The sequence below is a fragment of the Acinetobacter sp. 25-47-130 genome, assembly GCF_056779705.1.
This window is the reverse complement of the sequence record NZ_JBWYII010000002.1, coordinates 86,975-108,497: the sequence shown is the minus strand read 5'-3', so window position 1 is coordinate 108,497 and position 21,523 is coordinate 86,975. Positions and strand designations below refer to the sequence as shown.

The 21,523-nt window shown below is 39.4% G+C and carries 24 protein-coding genes; 17 read left to right on the top strand and 7 right to left on the bottom strand.

Annotation, left to right across the window (positions count from 1 at the left end; genetic code table 11):
* Nucleotides 1-83: 83 nt before the first annotated feature.
* The 5 genes from AC1M83_RS04190 to AC1M83_RS04170 all read left to right on the top strand — a co-directional run bounded on the left by AC1M83_RS04190 (nucleotide 84) and on the right by AC1M83_RS04170 (nucleotide 4,736).
* Nucleotides 84-674 carry a LemA family protein gene (locus tag AC1M83_RS04190; protein ID WP_481588600.1) on the top strand — a complete coding sequence of 197 codons (591 nt, stop codon included), beginning with the start codon at nucleotides 84-86 and terminating at the stop codon, nucleotides 672-674.
* A 24-nt stretch (nucleotides 675-698) separates the two neighbouring features.
* Nucleotides 699-1,769: a TPM domain-containing protein gene (locus AC1M83_RS04185; RefSeq protein ID WP_481590101.1), complete on the top strand. Its 1,071-nt coding sequence runs from the start codon at nucleotides 699-701 to the stop codon at nucleotides 1,767-1,769.
* Nucleotides 1,763-2,323, top strand: coding sequence for a TPM domain-containing protein (locus AC1M83_RS04180; RefSeq protein ID WP_481590100.1), 561 nt, complete (start codon nucleotides 1,763-1,765; stop codon nucleotides 2,321-2,323). The genes AC1M83_RS04185 and AC1M83_RS04180 overlap by 7 nt, the downstream gene beginning before the upstream one ends.
* A gap of 182 nt (nucleotides 2,324-2,505) precedes the next feature.
* Entirely contained in the window at nucleotides 2,506-2,997 is a 492-nt protein-coding gene (locus AC1M83_RS04175; protein WP_481590099.1) for a pilin, read from the top strand.
* Nucleotides 2,998-3,113: 116 nt separating this feature from the next.
* Nucleotides 3,114-4,736, top strand: coding sequence for a PglL family O-oligosaccharyltransferase (locus AC1M83_RS04170; protein ID WP_481590098.1), 1,623 nt, complete (start codon nucleotides 3,114-3,116; stop codon nucleotides 4,734-4,736).
* A gap of 36 nt (nucleotides 4,737-4,772) precedes the next feature.
* Here AC1M83_RS04170 and bfr read toward each other — a convergent pair whose 3' ends face one another.
* The 6 genes from bfr to gmk form a co-directional block, all read right to left on the bottom strand.
* Entirely contained in the window at nucleotides 4,773-5,237 is a 465-nt protein-coding gene (gene bfr, locus AC1M83_RS04165) for a heteropolymeric bacterioferritin subunit Bfr (RefSeq protein WP_180028673.1), read from the bottom strand.
* A gap of 229 nt (nucleotides 5,238-5,466) precedes the next feature.
* Nucleotides 5,467-5,661 (bottom strand): bacterioferritin-associated ferredoxin, encoded by a 195-nt coding sequence (locus AC1M83_RS04160; RefSeq protein ID WP_035264349.1) that lies wholly within the window; start codon nucleotides 5,659-5,661, stop codon nucleotides 5,467-5,469.
* A gap of 153 nt (nucleotides 5,662-5,814) precedes the next feature.
* Entirely contained in the window at nucleotides 5,815-6,198 is a 384-nt protein-coding gene (locus tag AC1M83_RS04155) for a RidA family protein (RefSeq protein ID WP_035264336.1), read from the bottom strand.
* Between the two features lie 76 nt (nucleotides 6,199-6,274).
* Nucleotides 6,275-8,377 (bottom strand): RelA/SpoT family protein, encoded by a 2,103-nt coding sequence (locus AC1M83_RS04150; RefSeq protein ID WP_481590097.1) that lies wholly within the window; start codon nucleotides 8,375-8,377, stop codon nucleotides 6,275-6,277.
* A gap of 203 nt (nucleotides 8,378-8,580) precedes the next feature.
* Nucleotides 8,581-8,862, bottom strand: a complete 282-nt coding sequence (gene rpoZ / locus AC1M83_RS04145) for a DNA-directed RNA polymerase subunit omega (protein WP_035264331.1) — start codon at nucleotides 8,860-8,862, stop codon at nucleotides 8,581-8,583.
* 76 nt (nucleotides 8,863-8,938) lie between these two features.
* Entirely contained in the window at nucleotides 8,939-9,559 is a 621-nt protein-coding gene (gmk, locus tag AC1M83_RS04140) for a guanylate kinase (protein WP_035264330.1), read from the bottom strand.
* A 134-nt stretch (nucleotides 9,560-9,693) separates the two neighbouring features.
* Between gmk and ispH the strand changes: the two genes are divergently transcribed.
* From ispH to rplS, 12 genes are all read left to right on the top strand, one after another.
* Nucleotides 9,694-10,644, top strand: coding sequence for a 4-hydroxy-3-methylbut-2-enyl diphosphate reductase (gene ispH, locus AC1M83_RS04135; protein WP_092766665.1), 951 nt, complete (start codon nucleotides 9,694-9,696; stop codon nucleotides 10,642-10,644).
* 153 nt (nucleotides 10,645-10,797) lie between these two features.
* Nucleotides 10,798-11,229 carry a pilus assembly FimT family protein gene (locus AC1M83_RS04130; protein WP_481590096.1) on the top strand — a complete coding sequence of 144 codons (432 nt, stop codon included), beginning with the start codon at nucleotides 10,798-10,800 and terminating at the stop codon, nucleotides 11,227-11,229.
* Nucleotides 11,229-11,747, top strand: a complete 519-nt coding sequence (pilV, locus tag AC1M83_RS04125; protein WP_481590095.1) for a type IV pilus modification protein PilV — start codon at nucleotides 11,229-11,231, stop codon at nucleotides 11,745-11,747. The genes AC1M83_RS04130 and pilV overlap by 1 nt, the downstream gene beginning before the upstream one ends.
* The gene (locus AC1M83_RS04120) at nucleotides 11,747-12,784 is read left to right on the top strand and encodes a PilW family protein (RefSeq protein ID WP_035264319.1); all 1,038 of its coding nucleotides are present in this window, start codon (nucleotides 11,747-11,749) and stop codon (nucleotides 12,782-12,784) included. The genes pilV and AC1M83_RS04120 overlap by 1 nt, the downstream gene beginning before the upstream one ends.
* Nucleotides 12,781-13,524 (top strand): pilus assembly PilX family protein, encoded by a 744-nt coding sequence (locus AC1M83_RS04115; RefSeq protein WP_481588611.1) that lies wholly within the window; start codon nucleotides 12,781-12,783, stop codon nucleotides 13,522-13,524. The genes AC1M83_RS04120 and AC1M83_RS04115 overlap by 4 nt, the downstream gene beginning before the upstream one ends.
* Before the next feature lie 12 nt (nucleotides 13,525-13,536).
* Nucleotides 13,537-17,208 (top strand): PilC/PilY family type IV pilus protein, encoded by a 3,672-nt coding sequence (locus AC1M83_RS04110; protein ID WP_481590094.1) that lies wholly within the window; start codon nucleotides 13,537-13,539, stop codon nucleotides 17,206-17,208.
* 9 nt (nucleotides 17,209-17,217) lie between these two features.
* Entirely contained in the window at nucleotides 17,218-17,715 is a 498-nt protein-coding gene (locus AC1M83_RS04105; RefSeq protein ID WP_092766670.1) for a type IV pilin protein, read from the top strand.
* On the top strand, nucleotides 17,699-18,163 hold the full coding sequence (locus AC1M83_RS04100; RefSeq protein WP_481590093.1) for a type IV pilin protein: 465 nt from the start codon (nucleotides 17,699-17,701) through the stop codon (nucleotides 18,161-18,163). Before AC1M83_RS04105 ends, AC1M83_RS04100 begins: the two co-directional genes overlap by 17 nt.
* Before the next feature lie 144 nt (nucleotides 18,164-18,307).
* Complete coding sequence (rpsP, locus tag AC1M83_RS04095) at nucleotides 18,308-18,565, top strand: 30S ribosomal protein S16 (RefSeq protein WP_035264308.1); 258 nt, start codon at nucleotides 18,308-18,310, stop codon at nucleotides 18,563-18,565.
* Nucleotides 18,566-18,583: 18 nt separating this feature from the next.
* The gene (gene rimM, locus AC1M83_RS04090; RefSeq protein WP_035264305.1) at nucleotides 18,584-19,132 is read left to right on the top strand and encodes a ribosome maturation factor RimM; all 549 of its coding nucleotides are present in this window, start codon (nucleotides 18,584-18,586) and stop codon (nucleotides 19,130-19,132) included.
* 26 nt (nucleotides 19,133-19,158) lie between these two features.
* Nucleotides 19,159-19,899: a tRNA (guanosine(37)-N1)-methyltransferase TrmD gene (trmD, locus tag AC1M83_RS04085; RefSeq protein ID WP_092766672.1), complete on the top strand. Its 741-nt coding sequence runs from the start codon at nucleotides 19,159-19,161 to the stop codon at nucleotides 19,897-19,899.
* Between the two features lie 179 nt (nucleotides 19,900-20,078).
* Nucleotides 20,079-20,450 carry a 50S ribosomal protein L19 gene (gene rplS / locus AC1M83_RS04080; RefSeq protein WP_004787066.1) on the top strand — a complete coding sequence of 124 codons (372 nt, stop codon included), beginning with the start codon at nucleotides 20,079-20,081 and terminating at the stop codon, nucleotides 20,448-20,450.
* 61 nt (nucleotides 20,451-20,511) lie between these two features.
* Here rplS and AC1M83_RS04075 read toward each other — a convergent pair whose 3' ends face one another.
* The gene (locus AC1M83_RS04075) at nucleotides 20,512-21,492 is read right to left on the bottom strand and encodes a lipase family alpha/beta hydrolase (protein ID WP_481587371.1); all 981 of its coding nucleotides are present in this window, start codon (nucleotides 21,490-21,492) and stop codon (nucleotides 20,512-20,514) included.
* Nucleotides 21,493-21,523 lie beyond the last annotated feature (31 nt).

Below are 21,523 nucleotides of genomic sequence, written 5' to 3'. Positions count from 1 at the left end.
AAATAAATGCTACATTCAATTTTGACTTTGCGTATACAATATTTTTAATTAAACAAATACAAATAAATAATGAGGTTGATGTCATGCAAATTTTAAAAAAATCAGCTGTTGTGCTCGCATTATCAAGTACCTTGCTTTTCACAGGTTGTGGGTACAATACACTTCAAGCGAAAGATGAAGCGGTGACTGCATCATGGTCTGAAGTACAAAACCAATACCAGCGTCGAGCAGACCTTGTTCCGAATTTGGTGAATGTAGTAAAAGGATATGCAAAACATGAAGAACAAGTTTTAACTGAAGTCACAGAGGCACGTGCAAATGTTGCAGGGCTCAAAGTTGATAAAGAAGTCCTTGAAAATCCTGAACTATTCAAGCGTTATCAAGAAGCGCAATCACAAATGACAAGTGCATTATCACGTTTGCTGGCAGTGACTGAGAACTATCCAGATCTTAAAGCAAATGAGCAATTCCGTGATTTGCAGGTACAATTAGAGGGTACAGAAAACCGTATAGCAGTTGCGCGTAATCGCTATATTTCTACCGTCCAAGATTACAACACCTATGTTCGTCAATTCCCACAAGTCATAACTGCAAAAGTCATTGGTATGGATGCAAAAGAAAACTTTAGTGCCGAAGCGAGTGCACAAAAGGCACCGAATGTTTCTTTTGATTAAATCAGTGATTAGAAGTTAATGAATATGAGCATGAGAACACAGCATCTTAGACACAATAGTATGAAATTGATTTCATGGCTATTTGTCTTTGTGATGACCTGTACATTGCAAACGGTTCATGCAGAAACTGCAACAGCAGTAGATCATGAGTCTGACGCGATTGTGCTGGGAAAAGTGATTCAACCCAATTCAGCAAATCCATCATCAAGTGCTCAGCAAAATAAACCAACACCAGTATCTCCTGTTACTGTTTCAAATGATATGCAGGAAGGAGACTCACGACGTCAACTTCCTACATTAAATGAACCTGTGATAGATCAGGCGAATATACTTTCTCCTCAAGAAAAGTCGGAGCTTGATACAATAATTCGCGGTCTATATAGCGAGGGTAAGGCTCAAATTGGGATCGTCATCGTTCCAACAACTGGTCAGGAAGGTATCTTTGATTTTGCAATGCGGACTGCACAGACTTGGGGGTTGGGTTCTGCTCAACAAGATAATGGCTTGTTAATCGCGGTGGCAATCAATGATCGAAGATTACATATCGCAACAGGCTATGGATTGGAAGGTATCATTCCAGATATCGTTGCGAGTCGAATCATTCGTGAACAAATCACGCCTTACTTTAAAGTCAATCAATTTGGACAGGGTTTAATTTCAGGAGTCAGAGAAATTGAACGAATCGTTAACCTTGATCCTGAAATTGCCCAACAAGCTGCTGAAGAACTGAAACTTAGACAAGAACAAGCCTTAAAAGCACAATATGCAAAAGAAAAGACATTTAACACGGTATTATTCATTTTGATTGCTGGTGTGATTGGTTCTTTTATTATTGGTAATCGTTTAAGTGCTTCGGTCGCGGGTGTTACTGCTTTTGCTGCGAGCATGATTTATGGTTCAGGGATTTTAATCAGCTTGATTGTGGGCATTGGAATTTTCTTTTTATTATTTACATCCATCGCACAGTTGATTTTCCAAGCATTTTTATCTGGCGGAGGACGCGGCGGCAGTGGCGGTCGAGGCGGATTTGGCGGTGGTGGATTTAGTGGCGGTGGTGGTGGCTTTGGTGGGGGAGGTGCGTCAGGCTCATGGTAACAAAAACTGAAACGACAGAAATTATCACTGAACCAAAGTTGCAGCAAGCATCTCAACCGAGCTTCAAGCGCTGGATTAGGCACTTTTGTTATTTGCCTGCGTCTAAACGTTATTTTTCCAAGATGGACCAAAATGCAATTGCTGAGGCAGTGAAACAAGCGGAGCAAGGTCATGTTGGAGAGATCCAAGTGGTCATAGAGGGATATATTCCATGTGCCTTGGCTTATTCAATGAATACTCGTCAGCGCGCCGAACAACTTTTTGCTGAATTAGGTGTGTGGGATACAGAGTTTAATAGTGGTGTACTGATATATTTAAATCTATGTGAGCAGAAAGTTGAAATTGTGATTGATCGTGGAATTCAAAAGGCCACAACACAACAGGATTGGCAAGCAATCTGTGATCACATGATTAATGAGCTAAAAAACAAAAATTATAAACAGGGTGTTATTGTTGGTGTGAAGGAAGTCGGCGAAATTTTAAATCGTTTTTATGATGATAAAGGGCAAGATTTAGAAAATGAGCTGAGTAATCAGCCAATTATTTTAAATTGAGTTAAGAAAAGTGACAAAAAATGTCACTTTTTTACATAAATTAACATTAAAAATAAATTTGAAAATTATTTATTGGCAACCTTGACGCGTTATCCGAAAATAGCATCAGTTAGTTAGCAACAACAAAATCTATTTTGGGGATAGGTTGTTAACTTTGAACTTAAAAAATTAGGAGAGATGTTATGAACGCTCAAAAAGGTTTTACTTTAATCGAGTTAATGATTGTTGTTGCAATTATCGGTATTCTTGCTGCGATTGCGATTCCTGCTTATCAAAACTATGTTGCTAAATCACAGGTTTCAGTTGGTTTAGCTGATATCACTGGTGGTAAGACGAATACTGAATTAAAGTTATCTGAAGGAATTGGTGCAGATATCGAAAATCCAGAAGGTGTTGGTCTTCCTGAAGACACTGCTGCTTGTAAAACAATTACTGCAACTGTAACGACAGAGGGAGCAGCTGAGATCAAATGTTTATTACAGGGTTCATCGCGTATTAATGGTAAATTTATTCAGTGGGTTCGTACAGCTGATGCAGACGCAGTAGCAGCTGATGCAGATGCTGGCACTGAAGGTTCAGATGAATCAGTTGGAGCATGGAAATGTGAGACTAATGTTGCTTCTAACTTAGCACCTAAATCATGTAAAGCTCCTGGTGCTGCAGACGAAGAATAATCTTACTTAGATATTAGAATCAATAAGATGGGAGTTTTCTCCCATCTTTTGTTTTATATTTACTAAGAAACTTTAATTATTATATACTGATTCGAAATCACTAAATTGAAGGTTTAATGATATATTCTGTATTGAGTTTTTGTACTTTTTTGCTTGCTTTTTTATTACCATACCATCGCTCGCCTTGGCCGACTTTTGGCTCAGAAATACTGACGTTTATCGCAGCTTCTTTTTTATTGCTATGCTTAGCAAAATCTAAAGTAAAAATCGCAAAACCACAGCTTTATTTATTGCCATTTTTAAGTATTCCACTCATTCAATTTATTTTTGGACAGAACATCTATTTCAGCAATGCTTTATTTAGTTTTGCGTATATTCTGTTCTTTATGTTGATGGTGATTGCTGGATATCAACTTTGCCTCGAGCAGAAAAAGAGAGAACAAGTATTTAAAATTACCTGTTTAACATTTTTTACTGTAGGATTTATATCAGCAATATTTGCGGTGCTACAGTGGTTGGATATGCATACCTTCTTTTCAGGTATTATTTATTCATTTAATGGTAATCGCCCGTATGCGAATTTAGCTCAGCCGAATAATTTAGCAACATTGCTCATTCTAAGTTTATTAAGTAGTATTTATCTGTTTGAAAAGAAAATAATTTCTAGTTTTTTTCTTGTGCCAATGTCTTTAATCACACTGTTTGGTGTGGTGTTAGCACAATCTCGAACAAGTATTATCGTTTGTGCTTTTATTGTGATCTATTGGTTAATCAAACAAGTCAAGAAACAGAATCGATTTTCTTATATCCATCTCGCATTATGGGTTGGCTTATTTATATTACTTTCATCTAATTTAGCATCTCTTAATCAATGGCTTTTTGCCGTTACAGATGCTCAAACTGCTGTTCAAGGCTCAGCAATAGTGGCGAAAGGTGCAGGCGATATTCGCCTCGACATGTGGCAACAAATGATAGCTGCGATTCTGCATCAACCATGGTGGGGGTATGGATGGAATCAAACAGGCTTAGCACAATACTATATTACCGATACCTTCCAAGTTTCACTTTGGTATAAAAGTGCACACAACATGATTCTAGACTTATTGGTTTGGAATGGTTTGATTTTAGGTGGGTTTATTCTTCTGTACTTTACAGCTTGGCTACTTTGGCTCAATAAAGGGGTGAAGGATAATATATCGATCATTGCAACATTAATGGTATGTGCAATCCTCATTCATGGCATGTTAGAGTTTCCTTTGCATTATGCTTATTTTCTACTTCCAGCAGGTTTTTTACTGGGCATCATTCAGGCGCAATATACAAATTTGCCTTCATTAAAAGTGAATGGTCGAGTGTTCGCAGTGATTGGTCTTATCACGATTGTTGGGGCTTTAGTTACGACACGAGATTATTTTTTATATAAAGAGCAAAGTGTACTCGCATCAAAGACTGAAGCTTTAACAGTAGATCAGCAACACACCATGCAAAAGCAAATTTGGTTGATTACTCAATTTAAAGAGCGTGTGTGGTGGATTGGACTAGATCCTAAAACTGAAATGACAGAACAACAACTTGCTGATCTAGAGCGAATGGTTGCAAACTTGGCATCAAAATATGATTTACATAAGTATGCACAAGTGTTGGCTTTTAATGGTAAGGAGCAAGAAGCGAAGCATCAATTATGGATTTTAAAAACATTGCATAAGCAACATATTGAGTATGATGACTTATTGAAATAAAAAAATCCCCGAAAGGGGATTTTTTTATTTCAATCATTAAATTTGACTTTGAATATAATTCTCTACACCAACTTGATCGACAAGATCGAGTTGAGTGGTCGCCCAATCTAAATACTCTTCTTCTTTTTCTAAAATCTCTTGTACCAAATCGCGCGTAACGTAATCGAGTTGTTCTTCTGCTAATTTCACAGCAGTTTGAATCGTTTCAATGTTTTCTTTCACTTTCCGAACATCACATTGCAGCACTTCGATTGTGTGTTGACCAATATAGAGCTTACCCAGATGTTGCAGATTTGGTAGACCTTCTAAAAATAAAATTCGTTCAATGATTTTATCTGCATGCTTCATTTGGCGGATAGATTCTTTATATTCCGCTGAACCGAGTTGTTCGATGCCCCAATCATTAAACATACGTGAATGTAAGAAATATTGGTTGATGGCTGTAAGATGGTGGTAAAGCACCTGATTTAACTGATGAATAACGTCACGGCTGCCTTTCATGATCTTAGCTCCAAACTCAAAATTCAGCCTATCATAGAAGGCTATCGATAGAGATTATCTTAACCCAACTTGCTAAAGCCTGACGAGTAATTTATTGAACAGCAAATGAAAATCGCAATCAAATACACTTTTGCAAAAAATAACCCCGCTGAGTCAAAGCGGGGGGAGAAATTGGAAATCTGAATTATAGTTATAGAATGAGTTCTTATTATTTTTAGCACATTCTGAATTAAGCGGCGATTGAAATTCTGGCAGCTATTTCAGCAAGTTCTTCATTAATAATACTGCGTGCTTCAGGAACACAGCGTCCGCAACAAGTGCCTAGATCAAGCAAGTCACGAATTTCACGATAAGATTCAGCGCCATTTGCCATAGCATCTTTAATATCTTGATCTGTAATTCCACGACATAAACAAACGTACATTTCTGCTCAACCACAAGGATAAATGCGATAGTTGATATTATTGATAATTATTATCGTTTGTCAATGAAATTCATTTAAAAATGCTGTTTAATTCATCGATTTTCTAGATAAAAAAATACCACCTCATAGGTGGTATTTTTTAAGATATTGAAATTATTTAGAAATAATCACAACACCATCCATTTCAACCAGTGCGCCTTTAGGTAAACTTGCAACGCCTAATGCTGCACGCGCTGGATACGGCTGAGCGAAATATTCACCCATAATTTGGTTTACCAATTGAAAGTGAGATAAATCAGTAAGGAAAATATTCAGTTTAGCAATATCAGCTAAAGAACCACCAGCAGCTTCACAAACTGCTTTTAGATTATCAAATACACGACGAATTTGAGCTTCAATGCCCTCAACCAATTCCATGCTATATGGATCTAATCCAATTTGTCCTGAAAGATAAAGTGTATCGCCGACAAGAATGGCTTGAGAGTAAGTACCAATTGCAGCAGGTGCATTTTCAGTATGAATGACTTGGCGGGACATCTATTTCTCCATTATTCAAATCTAGCTTCATCATAAAGGATGAACACTATAGGTGAAAGCTCTAATCTGTATTTGTTTAGCAGGCTTGTGAGACTTCTTCAACCGCAAGAGGAGCTGACATGCGTGAAATACGCGGAAAACCAAATTGCATGCGGAGTTCACGAATGATTTGCGCAATTTGCTGACGACTATGAACAACAATACTCAGATAGGTTTTTGAATCGTATTTTCGAACGGACTCGATTCCTATTTTTGATTTACGGCAGATATAAATCAGTTCTGAAATTTGCTCATCACTTAATAATAGATCGATACACAAGTAAGCATTGAAGTTGATTTCTGATTCACCTTCATCTTTCCAGTGCAACGGCATAATATTTTCAGGATGTAACTGTTGTTCGTGTAGAAGGTTCTTACAGCGAGCACGGTGAACAATAAGACCACGGCGAGATAAATGCCCCTGTATAGGATCGCCTAACACTGCATTACAACAATGGGCATATTTAACATCTACACCATCAGTACCTAAGATCAGGCGACTGGATGCTTGATCTTGATGATGATCTTGAGCAAAGAGATGGTTCGCCACAAGTTGTGGGAGCAAATCACCTACAGCAATTTGTTCAAAAAGTTGATTCTTGGTTGGAATATGGCGCCATTGTAATAGTTCAGTCCAATTTTGATCGGTTAGATCATGAATAGACGTATTAAATAACTTTAATGCACGATTTAAAGCTTGTTGACCGACAAGGCGCTGTTCATCAATATCTTGGTCTCGCAAAATATTTTGAATAGAGCGTCTGGCTTTTTGAGTGTTGATAAAGCTCAGCCAATCCGGGTTGGGTGAAGCGAGAACATCTGTAATCACCTCAATAACTTGACCACTTGAGAGTGGTGTAGAAAGCGGTTTGATTTCACCATCAATTTTACAGCCGACGGCATGGTTACCTAAGAACAAGCTTGCAGAATAAGCGAAATCTACTGCTGTCGCTCCTTGTGGTAACTCATGTAAGTGACCTTGAGGAGTATAGACCCATATTTTTTCTTGATGTAGATAATCTAATAGATCATTAAACGTGGTCTTTGCACAGTCGCCACCGACTAAGGTATGCAAATTCTGCATAGATGCTTGAATGGCAGATCGGCATGTTTGAGGAGCATTTTCACCTAATACCACCCCAAATCGCGCAGCCTTACGCATAAGTTCAGTTTGTATGGTGAGCGACAGCGTTGTTTTCTCGCCTTTCAAACGCAGCATTAAGGATTGATTGCCACCTGGAAGAGGGCGGCGGATATGATCTTGGTAATTTAAAACTTGGAAGTTATCTTTTAACAACTCAACTAAACGATCGCAATCGGCAATGGTCTGGAGAACGATTTCAAACGCATGACTATGTGTGAGTTCTTGAAGGTTAATTTCGTTTTTAACAAAGTGGCGTAGCAATTCAATGTTATTGTTTTTCTTTTTAATCCGTCCAGGAATATTGGAGTTTTCCAAGAGGTCACTCAAATGCTTTTCCCAAATGGCTTGGTATTTACAGCGTTGAGGTTTGGTTTGCGCCAAAGCATCTTGAACATCATTGAACATATCTAAATCAAGATTTTGATAGCAGAGGTGTTCAAGGTTGTCAGCCATTTCATTCATGCCGACCAAACGCGCCATTGGCACGAATATATCAAAAGTTTCTTGTGCAATACGGGCACGTTTATCTGGTCTTAAAGCTTCCAAAGTCGTCATATTATGGTAACGGTCTGAAAGTTTAATGATGATCACACGAGGATCTTGTAACGTGGCTTGTAGGATTTTTCGGAATGAGGCTGCTTTATTATATTCTTTGTCACTAGAATGACTTAATTTCGTAACACCATCGACCAGCTCAGCCACTGTTTTGCCAAATTTTTCAGTAATGTCTTCTTTGCTAAAGTCGGTATCTTCAATAACATCGTGCAGTAGTGCTGCCATTAACGTTTCTGGGTCTAGGCGCATATGCGCCAGAATACAACTTACGGCTATCGGATGCAGAATATAGGGTTCACCGCTTTTGCGTGTAATACCATCATGCGCCATGTCAGCATAATCGCAGGCCACAAGTACTCTGTCGACGTCCTTTTCAGATAAATACGCGTCGATGATGACTTTTAGCTGTTGCTTAGCTTGGCTGACCAATGGGCCTGGCATACTACACCTTTGAATCCGTGGAAGAGAGTAAAAAGTAAAAGACTTTACTAAAAATTCATATTGCTACAATGCTCTATTTTTAAATAGAGAATGGATCTAATTTTTTTAACAAATTTTTTCAATTTTGTCGAATCATTCTCTAAAAAAATTCAATAAAAAAGCCTAGTCATTGGACTAGGCTCTTTTAAATGCAGGGCTTAAGCTTATTGGAAAGAAAAACCATCTAAGTTTAAGTTATTTGCAGAAAGTGCTAAATCTAAGCTAGACGTTTGATAATCTTGCTCACGCTGTTTCAAGATATCTTTAGTGACATGACCTTCAGCGATTTCACGTAAAGCAACCACTGTTGGCTTGTCATTGTCCCATTCTACAGTTGGTTCGATACCTTGACGAGCAAGTTGACGCGCGCGTTTGCTTGCCACTAGTACAAGCTCAAAGCGGTTGTCTACATGGTCTAAACAATCTTCAACGGTTACGCGTGCCATAAGAGTTCTCGTATGTATGAAATTTTTTTAACAGACTGCGCAGTATAAAATGCTTTGTCTATAGACTCAAGTTTAATCACGAATTCGGTGTGATTAATTTTTGAATTAAATCTTTATGTCGGTGAGCCTGTTGTGATAATGAAAGACGGTTCGCATTAATAACAGACTCAAGATCATGTAAAGCTTTATTAAAATCATCATTCAAGATGATGTAATCGAAGTTTACGTACTGTTGCATATCTTCTACCGCACAACTTAAGCGATGTTCAATCACTTCAACAGAATCTGTACCGCGGTTTGATAGGCGTTGGCGAAGATCAAATTGAGTAGGTGGAAGAATGAAAATTTGTTTTGATTCAGGAAAAAGTTTGCGAACCTGTTCTGCACCTTGCCAATCAATTTCAAGTAAAACATCATGACCTTTTGCAAGTTGTTCTTTTACAGTCGCTTGTGAAGTGCCGTAGTAGTTACCGAAAACTTCTGCGTATTCGATGAAACCACCTTGATTCACTTGCTCAATGAAAGATTCTTTGCTGGTAAAGTGATAATGCACACCATCTAATTCACCAGGACGTTGACCTCGAGTAGTGTGTGAAACAGAAACGTGTAAATTGCTTACGCGCTCAAGTAGGGCTTTAACTAATGATGTTTTGCCAGTTCCAGAAGCAGCTGAAACGACAAACAAGAGACCCGACATGATATTTTTCCTGATATGATAAAATATCTTCTCTATTTTAGAGCAGAGTGCTTTTAAACTAAATAGCAATTCGCATTTGTTTTAAAAAATATTCTGATTCATTGACCAAATTTTAGCGATCGTTTGAGGGTCTTATGGAAATTGTTTTAGCTAATCCACGTGGTTTCTGTGCTGGTGTAGACCGCGCTATTGCGATCGTTAATCGTGCACTTGAAAGCTTTAATCCTCCCATTTACGTTCGTCATGAAGTGGTACATAACAAATTTGTTGTGGACGATTTACGCCAACGTGGTGCAATTTTTGTAGATGAATTAGATGAAGTTCCTGATGACAATATTGTGATTTTTAGTGCACATGGTGTATCAAAAGCTGTACAACAAGAAGCTGAGCGCCGTGGATTAAAAGTATTTGATGCCACATGTCCTCTCGTGACAAAAGTGCATATCGAAGTCACAAAATATGCGCGTGAAGGGATTGAAGCTATTCTGATTGGTCATGAAGGGCATCCAGAAGTTGAAGGCACCATGGGTCAATATGATCTAAAAAATGGTGGTGCAATTTATCTGGTTGAAGATGAAGATGATGTTGCTGCTTTACAGGTGAATAATCCTAATAAGTTAGCATTTGTCACTCAAACGACACTTTCAATTGATGATACTGCAAAAGTCATTGATGCTTTACGTGCTAAATTCCCAGCCATCCAAGGGCCACGTAAAGATGATATCTGTTATGCAACTCAAAACCGTCAAGATGCGGTCCGTGATTTAGCGACTCAATGTGATGTCGTTTTAGTGGTTGGCTCTCCAAACTCCTCGAACTCTAATCGTCTTCGTGAGTTGGCAGAGCGAATGGGTAAGCATGCTTATCTCGTAGATAATGCGGATGAGCTGAAAAAGGAATGGTTTGCTGAAACCACTAAAATTGGTGTTACCGCAGGTGCTTCAGCACCTGAAATTTTGATTAAACAAGTGATTCAGCGTCTACAAGATTGGGGCGCTACGTCACCACAGGAATTAAATGGGCGAGAGGAGAATATAACCTTTAGCTTGCCTAAAGAATTGAGAATTCAGGTTACTCAAGCTTAATAATGAATTATCAATGACATAGCAGGATAAGTGAACAGATTTCAAAAGTGTGATCTTATCCTCATTTTAATACCATTTGTCATAACTGTGTTGGCTTTATAATTATAAAATATTACTTTTGTAACATTAATAAATAAATACAAAAGTTTGAATATGAAAGACTTACAACGGGGCTTTACCATTATTGAGCTGTTGATTACCACAATTGTGCTATCAATCACAGCAACCATGGCTATTCCATCTTTTAAAAATATTGTTGCGCAATATCGCCTAAATTCAGATGTGCGTGAATTATCAAGCGTGCTGATGATGGCGCGTAATCAAGCAACATTGTTAAGAAAAGATGTGACTGTAGATCTTAAGTCGAATCAATCAGATAGCAGTACAATCTTTCATTGGACACCCAAAGCGCAAAATAAATTGAATTCATCACAAGAAAAAGTCACATTCTGGATGGATGGGGGAATTTCTGACTTTACATCTGACATAAATTTTTCTATTTGTAATAAGGTGTTAGGTGTTTCTAAAACGATAGCAATTACAAGAATGGGAACACAATATTTAAAAGCAGAGGGGACATGCTAATGCGTGCTGCGCAACAGGGGGTAGGAATGATTGAAATTCTAGTTGCCTTATTGGTTTTGGCCATTGGGGTATTGGGGTTTTCATTTTTACAAATGCGCGCAATTGATGCTTCACATGAAGCAATGTCTAAATTACAAGCCATGAATTTAGCGCGTGACTTATCTGAGAAGATACGTGCGAACTCAAATGCTTATACTCAGTATCAAGCCAGAATAAATGCAGAAACACAAACAACTACAGCCAAATCATGTGTACAACAAGGAACGACGAACCCATGTGTTCAAGCAGCCGATTTTGCCCATTATGATGCTGACCAAATTATAAAAAATGCCAATGGTCTTGGTATGAGTATCAAAATGCCGAATTGCCAAGTCAGTAATAATTTGCAATCTCGCCGATGCATTTACGTAGCATGGGGAAAAACCAAACCTATTGATGATGCTTCTGCAAAAGATGCATGTACCCATGGTGGAAGTTATTTACCAAAGGCGCAATGCATTGTTATGGAGCTTTATTGATGCAGCATCGTAGGTATACGCAAAAAGGTTTGACGCTAGTCGAGCTTATGATCGCTTTGGTGCTTGGATTATTGATTACCGCTGCTGCGGTACATCTGTTTTTTACAGGGCAGATGGGATTCACGATGCAGAAAGGGATGTCGGAGGTTCAAGATAACGGCAACTTTGGTCTGCGCTTTCTTACTTATGAAATTCGTAAAGCAAATTATGGTCAAGTAAATATCATTAATGATCGTTTGACGCATGGTGGCATTGTTATCACTTCAGCTCAGTCTCCAGTGGTGCCTACATCTGGTGATTTGGCATTTAATGCGACCAATATTCCCGTCAATATTTCACGAAATATTCCAAATACGGAGGTTGTGCCTGTATCGCAATCTGGTATGCCGAGTAATATAGAGTTGGTTTCAGCTGAATCTTCACAACCTGCTCAAGCGGGAATGAGCGACCAATTGGTCATGCAGTTTTATGCTGATACACAAGGTGTGGATTGTGAAGGTAATAATTACGATGCTGGACGATATATTGTTCAACGTTTTTTTCTACGTAAAGATGCAAATGCAAATATTCAAAAAGAACCACACGATGCATTGGTCTTGGCCTGTGAAGCAGGGTGGTACACGCGTAACAGCACTCAAATTTTAAAAAATTTTAATAATAAACAGACTGTCTTTGGAACAACGAATGGTGAAATTTTGATGCATCGTGTTGATCACTTTCACTATCTGTTGGGGATTTCTAATGACGATAATACGGCACAGCAAAGATATATAAGTATTGAAGATTATAAAAAGCTCAATGTTTATCCACGTCCACGCATCAATTCAATACAGGTCGGTTTATTAGTAAGGTCATCTGAGAATGTAGGTCAAAATCAAGCAATTTCTCCTCATCAAGAATTCGAAGTTCTTGATCAAAAAGTAAAATTAAAAAAAGCACAAAAAACCGTCGCGACTAAATTTATTCGACAAGTCATTACACAAACGATCGCGATTCGAAATGGTATGAGTGTGATGGATTCAGCGGAGGGCTTATGATTCAACATCAACGTGGTGCAACGCTGATTGTGGTACTGATTATGTTAGTTCTGCTCACCATTATTGGTACTTGGGCGATTCGACAAAGTATGGTGAGTTTGAATATCACCACCAACAGCCAAGCGCAACAATTGTTAATGCAATCTTCCGATACTGTTTTTTATCGATTGGGGCATGGCGGCTATGCTGCCTCCAGTGGTAACCCTCTGAGCTTAATTGGTTACTCGATTCAGAATGAAGGTGACGAAGTCGTATTCTGTTTTAGAAACCAATCCAATAGTGCGATGTTTAATGTTTCCAACAGTAGTGTATTGCGTTGGAATGAAGCAATGAGTGATGTCTCAGTCGATGGTGTTTCTGGGTTTTGTTCCTTATCAAACGATGGGGATTATGCCAGTGCTCGTAAGGCGCAATTAACTCAGGTGTCTGTAATCGTAAGCCCTCCATCAGACAGTGATCATGATATCCCACTTTCAAACGCAAACGTTGGAACTGACACTGAAAGTATAGGACAACCTTCTGATACTAAAAAAATAACAGTCTATTCAACATCGCTCTTACCCGCATTGTCTTCGACAGATTTAACGAATGAAATCCATCTTTGTTTGCGCCGACCACATACAGCACCATTGGTGGGTAATGCACAAACCATTTCATCTTGTTTAAAGGATATTGGTGTGCCGTATAACACCCAAATTCAAAGTTACATTTTTGATGCTTATCAGCGCGCTGAATCTTAATGGGGATGTGTTGTGAAAAAAAAGATAAAGAATCATTTTACAAAAAAGATGATTGCGCAAAGTATTGCAGTCGTGATGGCATTGGGTGCGATCCCAATGCAAATGAACGCCAGTGATCTACAAATTTATCAAAATCCTGTAGCAAAAAATAATCCGATTATCATGTTGGCGATTGATAACTCGATGAGTATGAGTGCAGTAGATGCAACTTATAAAGGTCAAAGTGTTAGCCGTTTAAATGCCTTAAAAAACTCATTGGTAGATGCCTTAAATGCAAAGGACTTATCAGGAAATTATCGTATTCCAGATAATGTTTATATTGGGGTGTCGGTGTTTACGTCAACGGGTGAAATAGGGACAACAGAAGATTGGTTAAGCTATGGTGAAAATGCTCGTTCATCTAAAATCTTACTAGAAGCAAAACAACTTACACCTGCTCACCGGACGGATTTAATCAATAAAATTAATAGTATTGGAGCCGTAGGTAGTACGCCCACACCACTATTACTCTCAGAAACTTATGCGTATTTACTAGGAAATCGCACCTTTGGGGCTAACCTAAAAGGCATCGATTTACTTCCTTCATCTAAATATTCTAATTATAGCCGTGGTTTATCTGGAGCATCATTTGCGCCAGCGGACATTCGCAAAGCGGATGGTAGTTATAGAGCGCCACTCAACAAGTTGAATAACAGTGATGCCCAATGTAGTACGCAAGGTGTTTTTTTCTTAACAGATGGGGCGCCAGTTGGTTTGAGACCAAAGACGGTACTCCCTGTCATGCAAAATGCGTTGGCAGATGACAGCTTTACTTGTGAAGGCTCGCCCTTAAAAGATGTCTATTACAATTACGGTAATGCCAAAGGTGCCAGTGGTGCCGCGACCTTCAATGGCGAGTTTAAGGAAATGGCGACGCAGCCATATCGTTTTTATGAAGATGATATTGGTAATGCTGTGTCAGCCAATCAAACCACCTGGCAAAACCGTAGTTCATGGGCTTGCGTAGGTAAGATGGTTCAGCGTTTGGCAAATCAAACGCAGATGACCAGCGATGCGAATCAGAAGCGTGTTTATACATCTACTGTAGGTTTTGGTCCCTTATTCCAAAAGCATCCACGAGAAACCTGTCGTGATTATGACAATGACGGGCTATACGATCATTGTACATTTGATAGTAGCTATACAGGTTCTGGAAATGACATTTCCAATAGTATGAATGCTCAAGCATTAAAACAGTTGGGGAATGTGATTGGTAAAGGGGATACTTACGGGACTCGCCAAGAAATTGGGGGGTATACCCAAGCGACTTCTGGTGAAGATATTCAGAATGCATTGAATACCTTCTTGGTTGCCGTCTCTCATGGTAACTTTGAGGCTGCTAGTTTTGGTACTTATGTGGTGCCATTTGACCGTTTATCAACAAGTTCAGCATATCCTTATGTGTTCGCACCGCAGTTTCAACCACAGGTGAGCACAGCAAATTCGGTATTGGCTTCCACACATCAATTATGGTTAGGGAACTTAAAGAAATACAGTATTAACGCTCAAGCTGTGATGATTGATCGTGCGGGGAAAGAGGTACTTGATCGATCAGGTGCAATACGAACCAATACGCAGGATTTTTGGAACAATACTGGAATAGATGATGGTTTGAGTGCAATTCAAGGGGGCGTGTTCTCTCGGATTGCCACACCTTCACCACTAGCAGGTGTTACTGCTACAGACAAAATAAAAACGCGTCCGTTATTCACCAATACAACGATTGCCACAACGGGTGATCAAGCAAAACGATTGGTAGGTTCTGAGAATGGACAACTGACGAAATTAACGACACAGAATGTGCTAGCCGCGACCTATATTGATTCAACCAAGTCGGGGTGGCGACAAAATGTATATCAACCCTATTTACTGTCGGCTTTGGGTTATCGACTTGATAAAAACTACTTAAGTAGCTTACCTGCTGGATACATTTGGAATGATCTAAATAAGGTTAAAGATCTTAAGGTGATGCAGCAAATGGGAGGCGTTGTTCACTCGGAACCATTGTTGGTGACGCTCGAAGCAAAATATAACGCGGGGTCTGGTACCATTTTAGCGAATACCCGTAATGCGACTCATCGAAAAGATTACGTGGTATTTGGGACGATGCAAGGATTATTGCATGTTGTGGATCAAGAAACTGGTGAAGAGGCATTTAGTTTCTTAGCTCATGAAATGGTTCAAGATCCAAGTCGACGAGACGCGTTACTTGAACAGTCCAATACATTATTGTCATCTGCGCATCCTATTTATGGCATGGATGGATCATGGACTTCAGATGTTCAATATAAGATTGATCAGAACAACAATAAGTTTATTGCTGCGAAAGCCAACATTTATGGTGGTATGCGCATGGGTGGGCGTAGTTATTATGCCTTGGATATGAAAAATCCGAACCAACCTGAATTACTTTTCCATGTTGATCCAAGTTCTGGAACGATAAAGAGTAAATCAACATCAGTGAGTGGCACAAATCAATCAGATGCCTTAAAAGCTATGGGATATAGTTGGTCTAAACCTACCATTGCTAAAATTCGTTTTGACGGCAAAGTTAAAACGGTCATGATTGTGGGTGGTGGCTATGATATGGCCTATGAAACAGATGGTTATCAGCCTCAATCTGCATTAACTGGTCAACGAGCTAATCAAGGGGCGGGCGTCTATATTTTTGATGCTGAAACGGGCGAATTATTGTGGAATGCACGCTATGGCAACCAATCGAATCAAACCAGTGTTGATGTTAAGCATGCTGAGATGAAATATAGTGTGGTCAGTCAAATTAAAGCATTTGACCGCAATACGGATGGTTTGATCGATCACCTATATTTTGGTGATTTAGGTGGGCAAGTGTGGCGCGTCGATCTCAATAATCGTCTTGGAACGAATACAACCGCGTTTGGACGAGTGACACGTCTTGCTGATTTTAGTGCGTATCACCAACGTTTTTATGAAATGCCTGCTTTGACCATCCATGATCTGAATGGTGAGCGATTTGGTGCGGTGAGTATTGCGTCAGGAAATCGCAGCTTTCCATTAAATACCAGCAATATTTATGACAATCGAGTCTATGTGTTACATGATTATGACTTGGCACAACCGAATTTGTTTCAAGCGAATTTTGCTAAAACACAAAACCTTACCGAAGCTCATTTAACTGCATGGTCTAATTTATCAGGTACAACAGTGCCACATCTGATGAACCGTAATAAGCGTGGTTGGTTCTATGTGTTGCAACGAACAACGGCTAAAAACGAAACAGCGAATACTGGTACAGTTAAAGCATTAAATGGTTATATTGCGATCGCAAATAGTCCAAGTCATTCAGATTTATATGTGTCTTTATACAATCCAAATGATGCATCGTCACAACAACCGAACCAATGTACTGGGGGCATTAAAGGAGCAAGTCGTACCTTAAAGCTTTGCTTGCCGTATGGTGTTTGTGGAGATGCTGGATCAACGTTTAATCTTCAAAATAAAATTGTGGCAGAAATCTCAGACACTAAGTCTGATGGGATTAGTAAGCTAAACAGCGTACCTATTGTCCAGAATGGTAAAAAGAAAACGACTTTGCTGGGCGGTGGTTATACCAACTACATCACAACCAAAGTGCTGAAAGCTTATAACTGGTTTGAGCGTCAGTAGGTGGTTACCATGAATCAAAAAGGTTTTACGCTGATTGAGTTGATGGTTGTTGTAGTGATAATTGCCATATTGATGACAATCGCAGTGCCATCATACCAAAGTTATTTAAAACGTAATGCTGCTGCACAGGCTCAGCAAGAAGTATCCAAAATTATTGAACAACTTGAACGCTATAAAAGTCGCAGTTTTTCCTATCGAGGTTTTGATGCGAAGTATATTTACGATCAAGATACATCAATGACGAGTATTTCCCTGCCTGATGCGAAGAAACCAAAATATGTGATTAGTATTGCCGATATCAGTGAAAAAACACCTAAAACCTTATTAAGTTCAGATCAGGGCTTGGGACGGGCATGGGGGATTCGAGCTGTACCAACGCAGACAGACTATGATGCGTTTTTGGCGACGAGTCAGGGTATTCGTTGTAAAACAGAATATTTGGTGGAAAATGACTTAAAAGAAGTCAATGCATATACAGGATGTGGTGCAAATGCAAAACAATGGTAATTCAGGATTTACTTTAGTAGAGATCATGATTGCAGTGGTCATCATTGGAATTTTAGCCATGATTGCCTATCTGTCCTACCAAGAATATGTTCGTAAAACTAAACGTGTCGAAGTAAAAACCACATTGGCAGATATTGCAGCTCGACTTCAGCACTATCAGGTTGCGAATTACAGTTATATTAAATCGGATGGCAAAGCAGTCACGTTGGCTGAATTGGGATTTCAGACCAATGCGCAAAATCGAGTTGAAGTTCCGCATTATGATCCTGTCTATACAGTTGGTATATCAGATGTAACCAACAACAGCTGGGTGTTGAGTGCAGTGCCTGTGAGTGGAAAATTGATGCAAACAGATGGTCACTTTGTCATAAATGAAGCCAATGAAAAATGTTGGGTGAAAGCAGCTTCTTGTACACCTTCTTCAAGTACAAACTGGGATGGAAAATAAATTTAAATTCAAAAATGTGGATAAATAATTTTTGAGCTTTCAATCGGATCAAAGTTCACGTAAAATACTGCCCTCTATGAAAGGGGTTTGAAATGTATCGATGGTCGGTGCAGGGATAATCCGTAAAAACTATAAGGTTCTATCATGGTTGTTATTCGTCTTGCACGCGGTGGTGCTAAAAAACGTCCGTTCTATCAAATCATCGTGACTGATAGCCGTAATGCACGTGACGGTCGTTTTATCGAACGTATCGGTTTCTTCAACCCTACAGCTCAAGGTAAAGCAGAAAAACTTCGTTTAGATGCTGATCGTTTCGCTCACTGGGTTGCTCAAGGTGCTCAACCTTCTGAACGTGTTGCTTCATTAGCTGCTCAAGCTAAAAAAGCTGCAGCTGCTGTTTAATACGGTAGAAGCTAGCCCATGACACCAACACAGAATGTTCCCGAAGATCGTATTCAGATTGGACAGCTACGTTCAGCTTATGGATTAAATGGGTGGCTCTGGGTCTATTCCAATACAGAACCTATGAGCAACATATTTGACTATCTGCCTTGGTACATCGAGACCAAAGCAGGTTGGCAAATTGTAGATGTGAAACGTTGGAAGCCACATGGTAAAGGCTTAGTTGTTTCGCTGAAAGGTGTGAGTGATCGTACTGCAGCAGACAATTTAGTTGGCGCAAATATCTGGATTTCTAAATCGCAACTGCCTCAACCAGGCGTGGACGAGTATTATTGGTCTGATCTAAAGGGTCTAACAGTGTTAGGTCTGGATGATGAAGAGCAAGAAGTCAATCTTGGTCAAATCCACGAATTGTTTGAAACAGGTGCTAACGATGTGATGGTAGTTCGTGCAACTGCTGACAGTGTCGATGGCGAAGAGCGAATGATTCCATGGCATAAAGATGTGGTGCAACGCGTTGATCTCGAAACTGGTCGTATCTATGTCAATTGGGGCGTAGATTACTAATATTTTCGGAAATACGGGAGTCTGCGATGTTTTTTGCAGTCATTACGCTTTTTCCTGAAATGTTTGAAGCGATTACAAGTTTTGGTATTAGCGGTCGCGCAGCGAAACGCGATTTAATGCAAATTCATTGTATTAATCCTCGTGATTTTGCAACAGGGAACTACAAACGAGTGGATGAGCGTCCATTTGGTGGTGGTCCTGGTATGGTGATGATGGCTGAGCCATTGGCAAAAGCAATTCATCGTGCCAAAGAGCTTGCAACGCAAGCAGGTGCTGTTCATGTACCTGTGGTGTATATGTCGCCACAAGGTAAAACCTTAAATGAACCTTCAGTACAAGATTTCGTGCAATATGACGGATTAATTGTATTGTGTGGTCGTTATGAAGGTGTTGATGAGCGTTTGATCCAAAAATATGTTGATCAGGAATGGTCCATAGGGGATTACGTTTTATCTGGGGGAGAACTGCCTGCGATGGTTTTATTGGACAGTATTATTCGGAGACTTCCGGGTGCAATGTCTGATGAACAATCACACGTTCAAGACTCATTTGTGGATGGTTTACTCGACTGTCCGCAATATACAAAGCCAGATCATTTTGAAGGTTTGGATGTGCCTGAGGTACTAAAATCAGGTCATCATGCAAATATTGAAAAATGGCGTTTTTTGCAGCGCTATCAACGAACGCTTGAACGTCGACCTGAATTGGTTGAAAAAGTTGAGTTGACTAAGCAGCAAAAGAAATGGCTCAAAGATTCGCAAAAATAAATCTTTTAGATTTATTTAAGCAAATATGACCTCAAGCATATTGCTTGAAGTATTAAATAGGCTCTTTATGCATTGAAGCGGTCAAGCATGAAGGGAAAGTCAATCGGGTCTATGCGCCTTAGCCTCTAGCCCCAGTGGATATCAGACCTCTTCTGACCCACACATATTGGAGATACCCCATGAGCGGTAAGCATCCTTTAGTACAAGCTGTAGAAAATGCTCAGCTTAAACAAGACATCCCAGCTTTTGCACCAGGTGACACAGTAGTTGTCCAAGTAAAAGTAAAAGAAGGCGACCGTGAACGTCTACAAGCGTTCGAAGGCGTTGTAATCGCTAAGAAAAACCGTGGTTTGAACTCTGCGTTCACAGTGCGTAAAATTTCTAGCGGTGTTGGTGTTGAGCGTGTTTTCCAAACTCATTCACCAATCGTAGCTAAAATCGAAGTTAAACGTCGTGGTGACGTTCGTCGTGCTAAACTTTATTACCTACGTGAACTTTCTGGTAAAGCTGCACGTATTCGTGAAAAGTTACCAGCTCGTAAACAAGGTTAATTTTAGCCTTGCTTCGAAGCAAAAAAATGCGCCTTTTGGCGCATTTTTTTATGATCAAAACTTACAAACCTTGAATCTTCAAACGATTGGCATGTTGTCTAAAGATTGATACTGGATCAGGAGCAAAGAAGCCTTTAAGCCCAAGTATTTGATTGACTTCATCAAAATGATTTAAGTTGTAATTATCACGAATTACTTTGCCGTATTTAGCACTACAAATAGGCACGAGACCATCGTGATTACGTTCATTAGGCATAATCGCTGTCCCTAAGACAACAATTGCGGTATCTAAAATATCGAGAACATTGGTCACCTTTGAAGAACCAATCCAAGAATAATGATATACGCCGTTAGCCGTTTGTGATGAACCATTAGAATTACAGTCTTTCGGGATCGCAGCAGAAGGGAACTTTTGATTAAATTCTAAAGAACCTTTTACAGAAAGATCATACATGGATTGTTCGTAATTAACGCTAAGACTTGGATTACCTTCCATAATTGAAATTGCAGGTGCCAAAATATCACCAATAACTAATTTTGCTACACTATTAAGCACTTTACTATTTACGAAAGTATCTCCTAGGGGAGAGCCCTTAATACTGCCTGCAACAGCAGTTAGAGAAGCAACTTTCTCAGGAGCAATGGCTTCAACGTAACGTACAGTAGGTCCTCCATGACTATGGCCGATCAAATTGACCTTGTCTTTACCCGTAATAGCTAAAGCTGTTTCTACTTGTTGTAACAGTTGCTCACCACGAACCACAGTTGATTCGACAGGAGACATTTGAGCGACAAAAACACGTGCACCATTTCGTGCGAGGTCAGGGGTAATTTGATAGAACTGATCTAAACCGAAATGTTCTGTACCAATGCGGCTAAAACCTAATGCAAAGCCATGGGCCATAACAATAGGGTACTTAGTTTGCGCATAATTGGTATTTACGTATTTAGCTTCGACATCGATCAGGCCTGAAGCATATGTAAGTTGAGATAATCCTACCAGACTTAGCAGAAGTGCTGGGATCATTTTTTTTGTTTTCATTTTTTCTTCCTTAAAAAGACAATATTTATTG

Excerpts from the sequence above, each read along its gene's own strand:
- AC1M83_RS04175 (WP_481590099.1), top strand. The coding sequence starts at position 2,506 with ATGAACGCTCAAAAAGGTTTTACTTTAATCGAGTTAATGATTGTTGTT.
- AC1M83_RS04100 (WP_481590093.1), top strand. The coding sequence starts at position 17,699 with ATGCAAAACAATGGTAATTCAGGATTTACTTTAGTAGAGATCATGATT.
- AC1M83_RS04105 (WP_092766670.1), top strand. The coding sequence starts at position 17,218 with ATGAATCAAAAAGGTTTTACGCTGATTGAGTTGATGGTTGTTGTAGTG.
- AC1M83_RS04180 (WP_481590100.1), top strand. The coding sequence starts at position 1,763 with ATGGTAACAAAAACTGAAACGACAGAAATTATCACTGAACCAAAGTTG.
- rpsP (WP_035264308.1), top strand. The coding sequence starts at position 18,308 with ATGGTTGTTATTCGTCTTGCACGCGGTGGTGCTAAAAAACGTCCGTTC.
- AC1M83_RS04185 (WP_481590101.1), top strand. The coding sequence starts at position 699 with ATGAGCATGAGAACACAGCATCTTAGACACAATAGTATGAAATTGATT.
- AC1M83_RS04190 (WP_481588600.1), top strand. The coding sequence starts at position 84 with ATGCAAATTTTAAAAAAATCAGCTGTTGTGCTCGCATTATCAAGTACC.
- AC1M83_RS04155 (WP_035264336.1), bottom strand. The coding sequence starts at position 6,198 with ATGTCCCGCCAAGTCATTCATACTGAAAATGCACCTGCTGCAATTGGT.
- AC1M83_RS04075 (WP_481587371.1), bottom strand. The coding sequence starts at position 21,492 with ATGAAAACAAAAAAAATGATCCCAGCACTTCTGCTAAGTCTGGTAGGA.
- ispH (WP_092766665.1), top strand. The coding sequence starts at position 9,694 with ATGGAAATTGTTTTAGCTAATCCACGTGGTTTCTGTGCTGGTGTAGAC.
- AC1M83_RS04170 (WP_481590098.1), top strand. The coding sequence starts at position 3,114 with ATGATATATTCTGTATTGAGTTTTTGTACTTTTTTGCTTGCTTTTTTA.
- AC1M83_RS04150 (WP_481590097.1), bottom strand. The coding sequence starts at position 8,377 with ATGCCAGGCCCATTGGTCAGCCAAGCTAAGCAACAGCTAAAAGTCATC.
- trmD (WP_092766672.1), top strand. The coding sequence starts at position 19,159 with ATGTTTTTTGCAGTCATTACGCTTTTTCCTGAAATGTTTGAAGCGATT.
- rplS (WP_004787066.1), top strand. The coding sequence starts at position 20,079 with ATGAGCGGTAAGCATCCTTTAGTACAAGCTGTAGAAAATGCTCAGCTT.
- AC1M83_RS04160 (WP_035264349.1), bottom strand. The coding sequence starts at position 5,661 with ATGTACGTTTGTTTATGTCGTGGAATTACAGATCAAGATATTAAAGAT.
- AC1M83_RS04115 (WP_481588611.1), top strand. The coding sequence starts at position 12,781 with ATGATTCAACATCAACGTGGTGCAACGCTGATTGTGGTACTGATTATG.
- rpoZ (WP_035264331.1), bottom strand. The coding sequence starts at position 8,862 with ATGGCACGCGTAACCGTTGAAGATTGTTTAGACCATGTAGACAACCGC.
- AC1M83_RS04130 (WP_481590096.1), top strand. The coding sequence starts at position 10,798 with ATGAAAGACTTACAACGGGGCTTTACCATTATTGAGCTGTTGATTACC.
- bfr (WP_180028673.1), bottom strand. The coding sequence starts at position 5,237 with ATGAAAGGCAGCCGTGACGTTATTCATCAGTTAAATCAGGTGCTTTAC.
- pilV (WP_481590095.1), top strand. The coding sequence starts at position 11,229 with ATGCGTGCTGCGCAACAGGGGGTAGGAATGATTGAAATTCTAGTTGCC.
- AC1M83_RS04120 (WP_035264319.1), top strand. The coding sequence starts at position 11,747 with ATGCAGCATCGTAGGTATACGCAAAAAGGTTTGACGCTAGTCGAGCTT.
- gmk (WP_035264330.1), bottom strand. The coding sequence starts at position 9,559 with ATGTCGGGTCTCTTGTTTGTCGTTTCAGCTGCTTCTGGAACTGGCAAA.
- rimM (WP_035264305.1), top strand. The coding sequence starts at position 18,584 with ATGACACCAACACAGAATGTTCCCGAAGATCGTATTCAGATTGGACAG.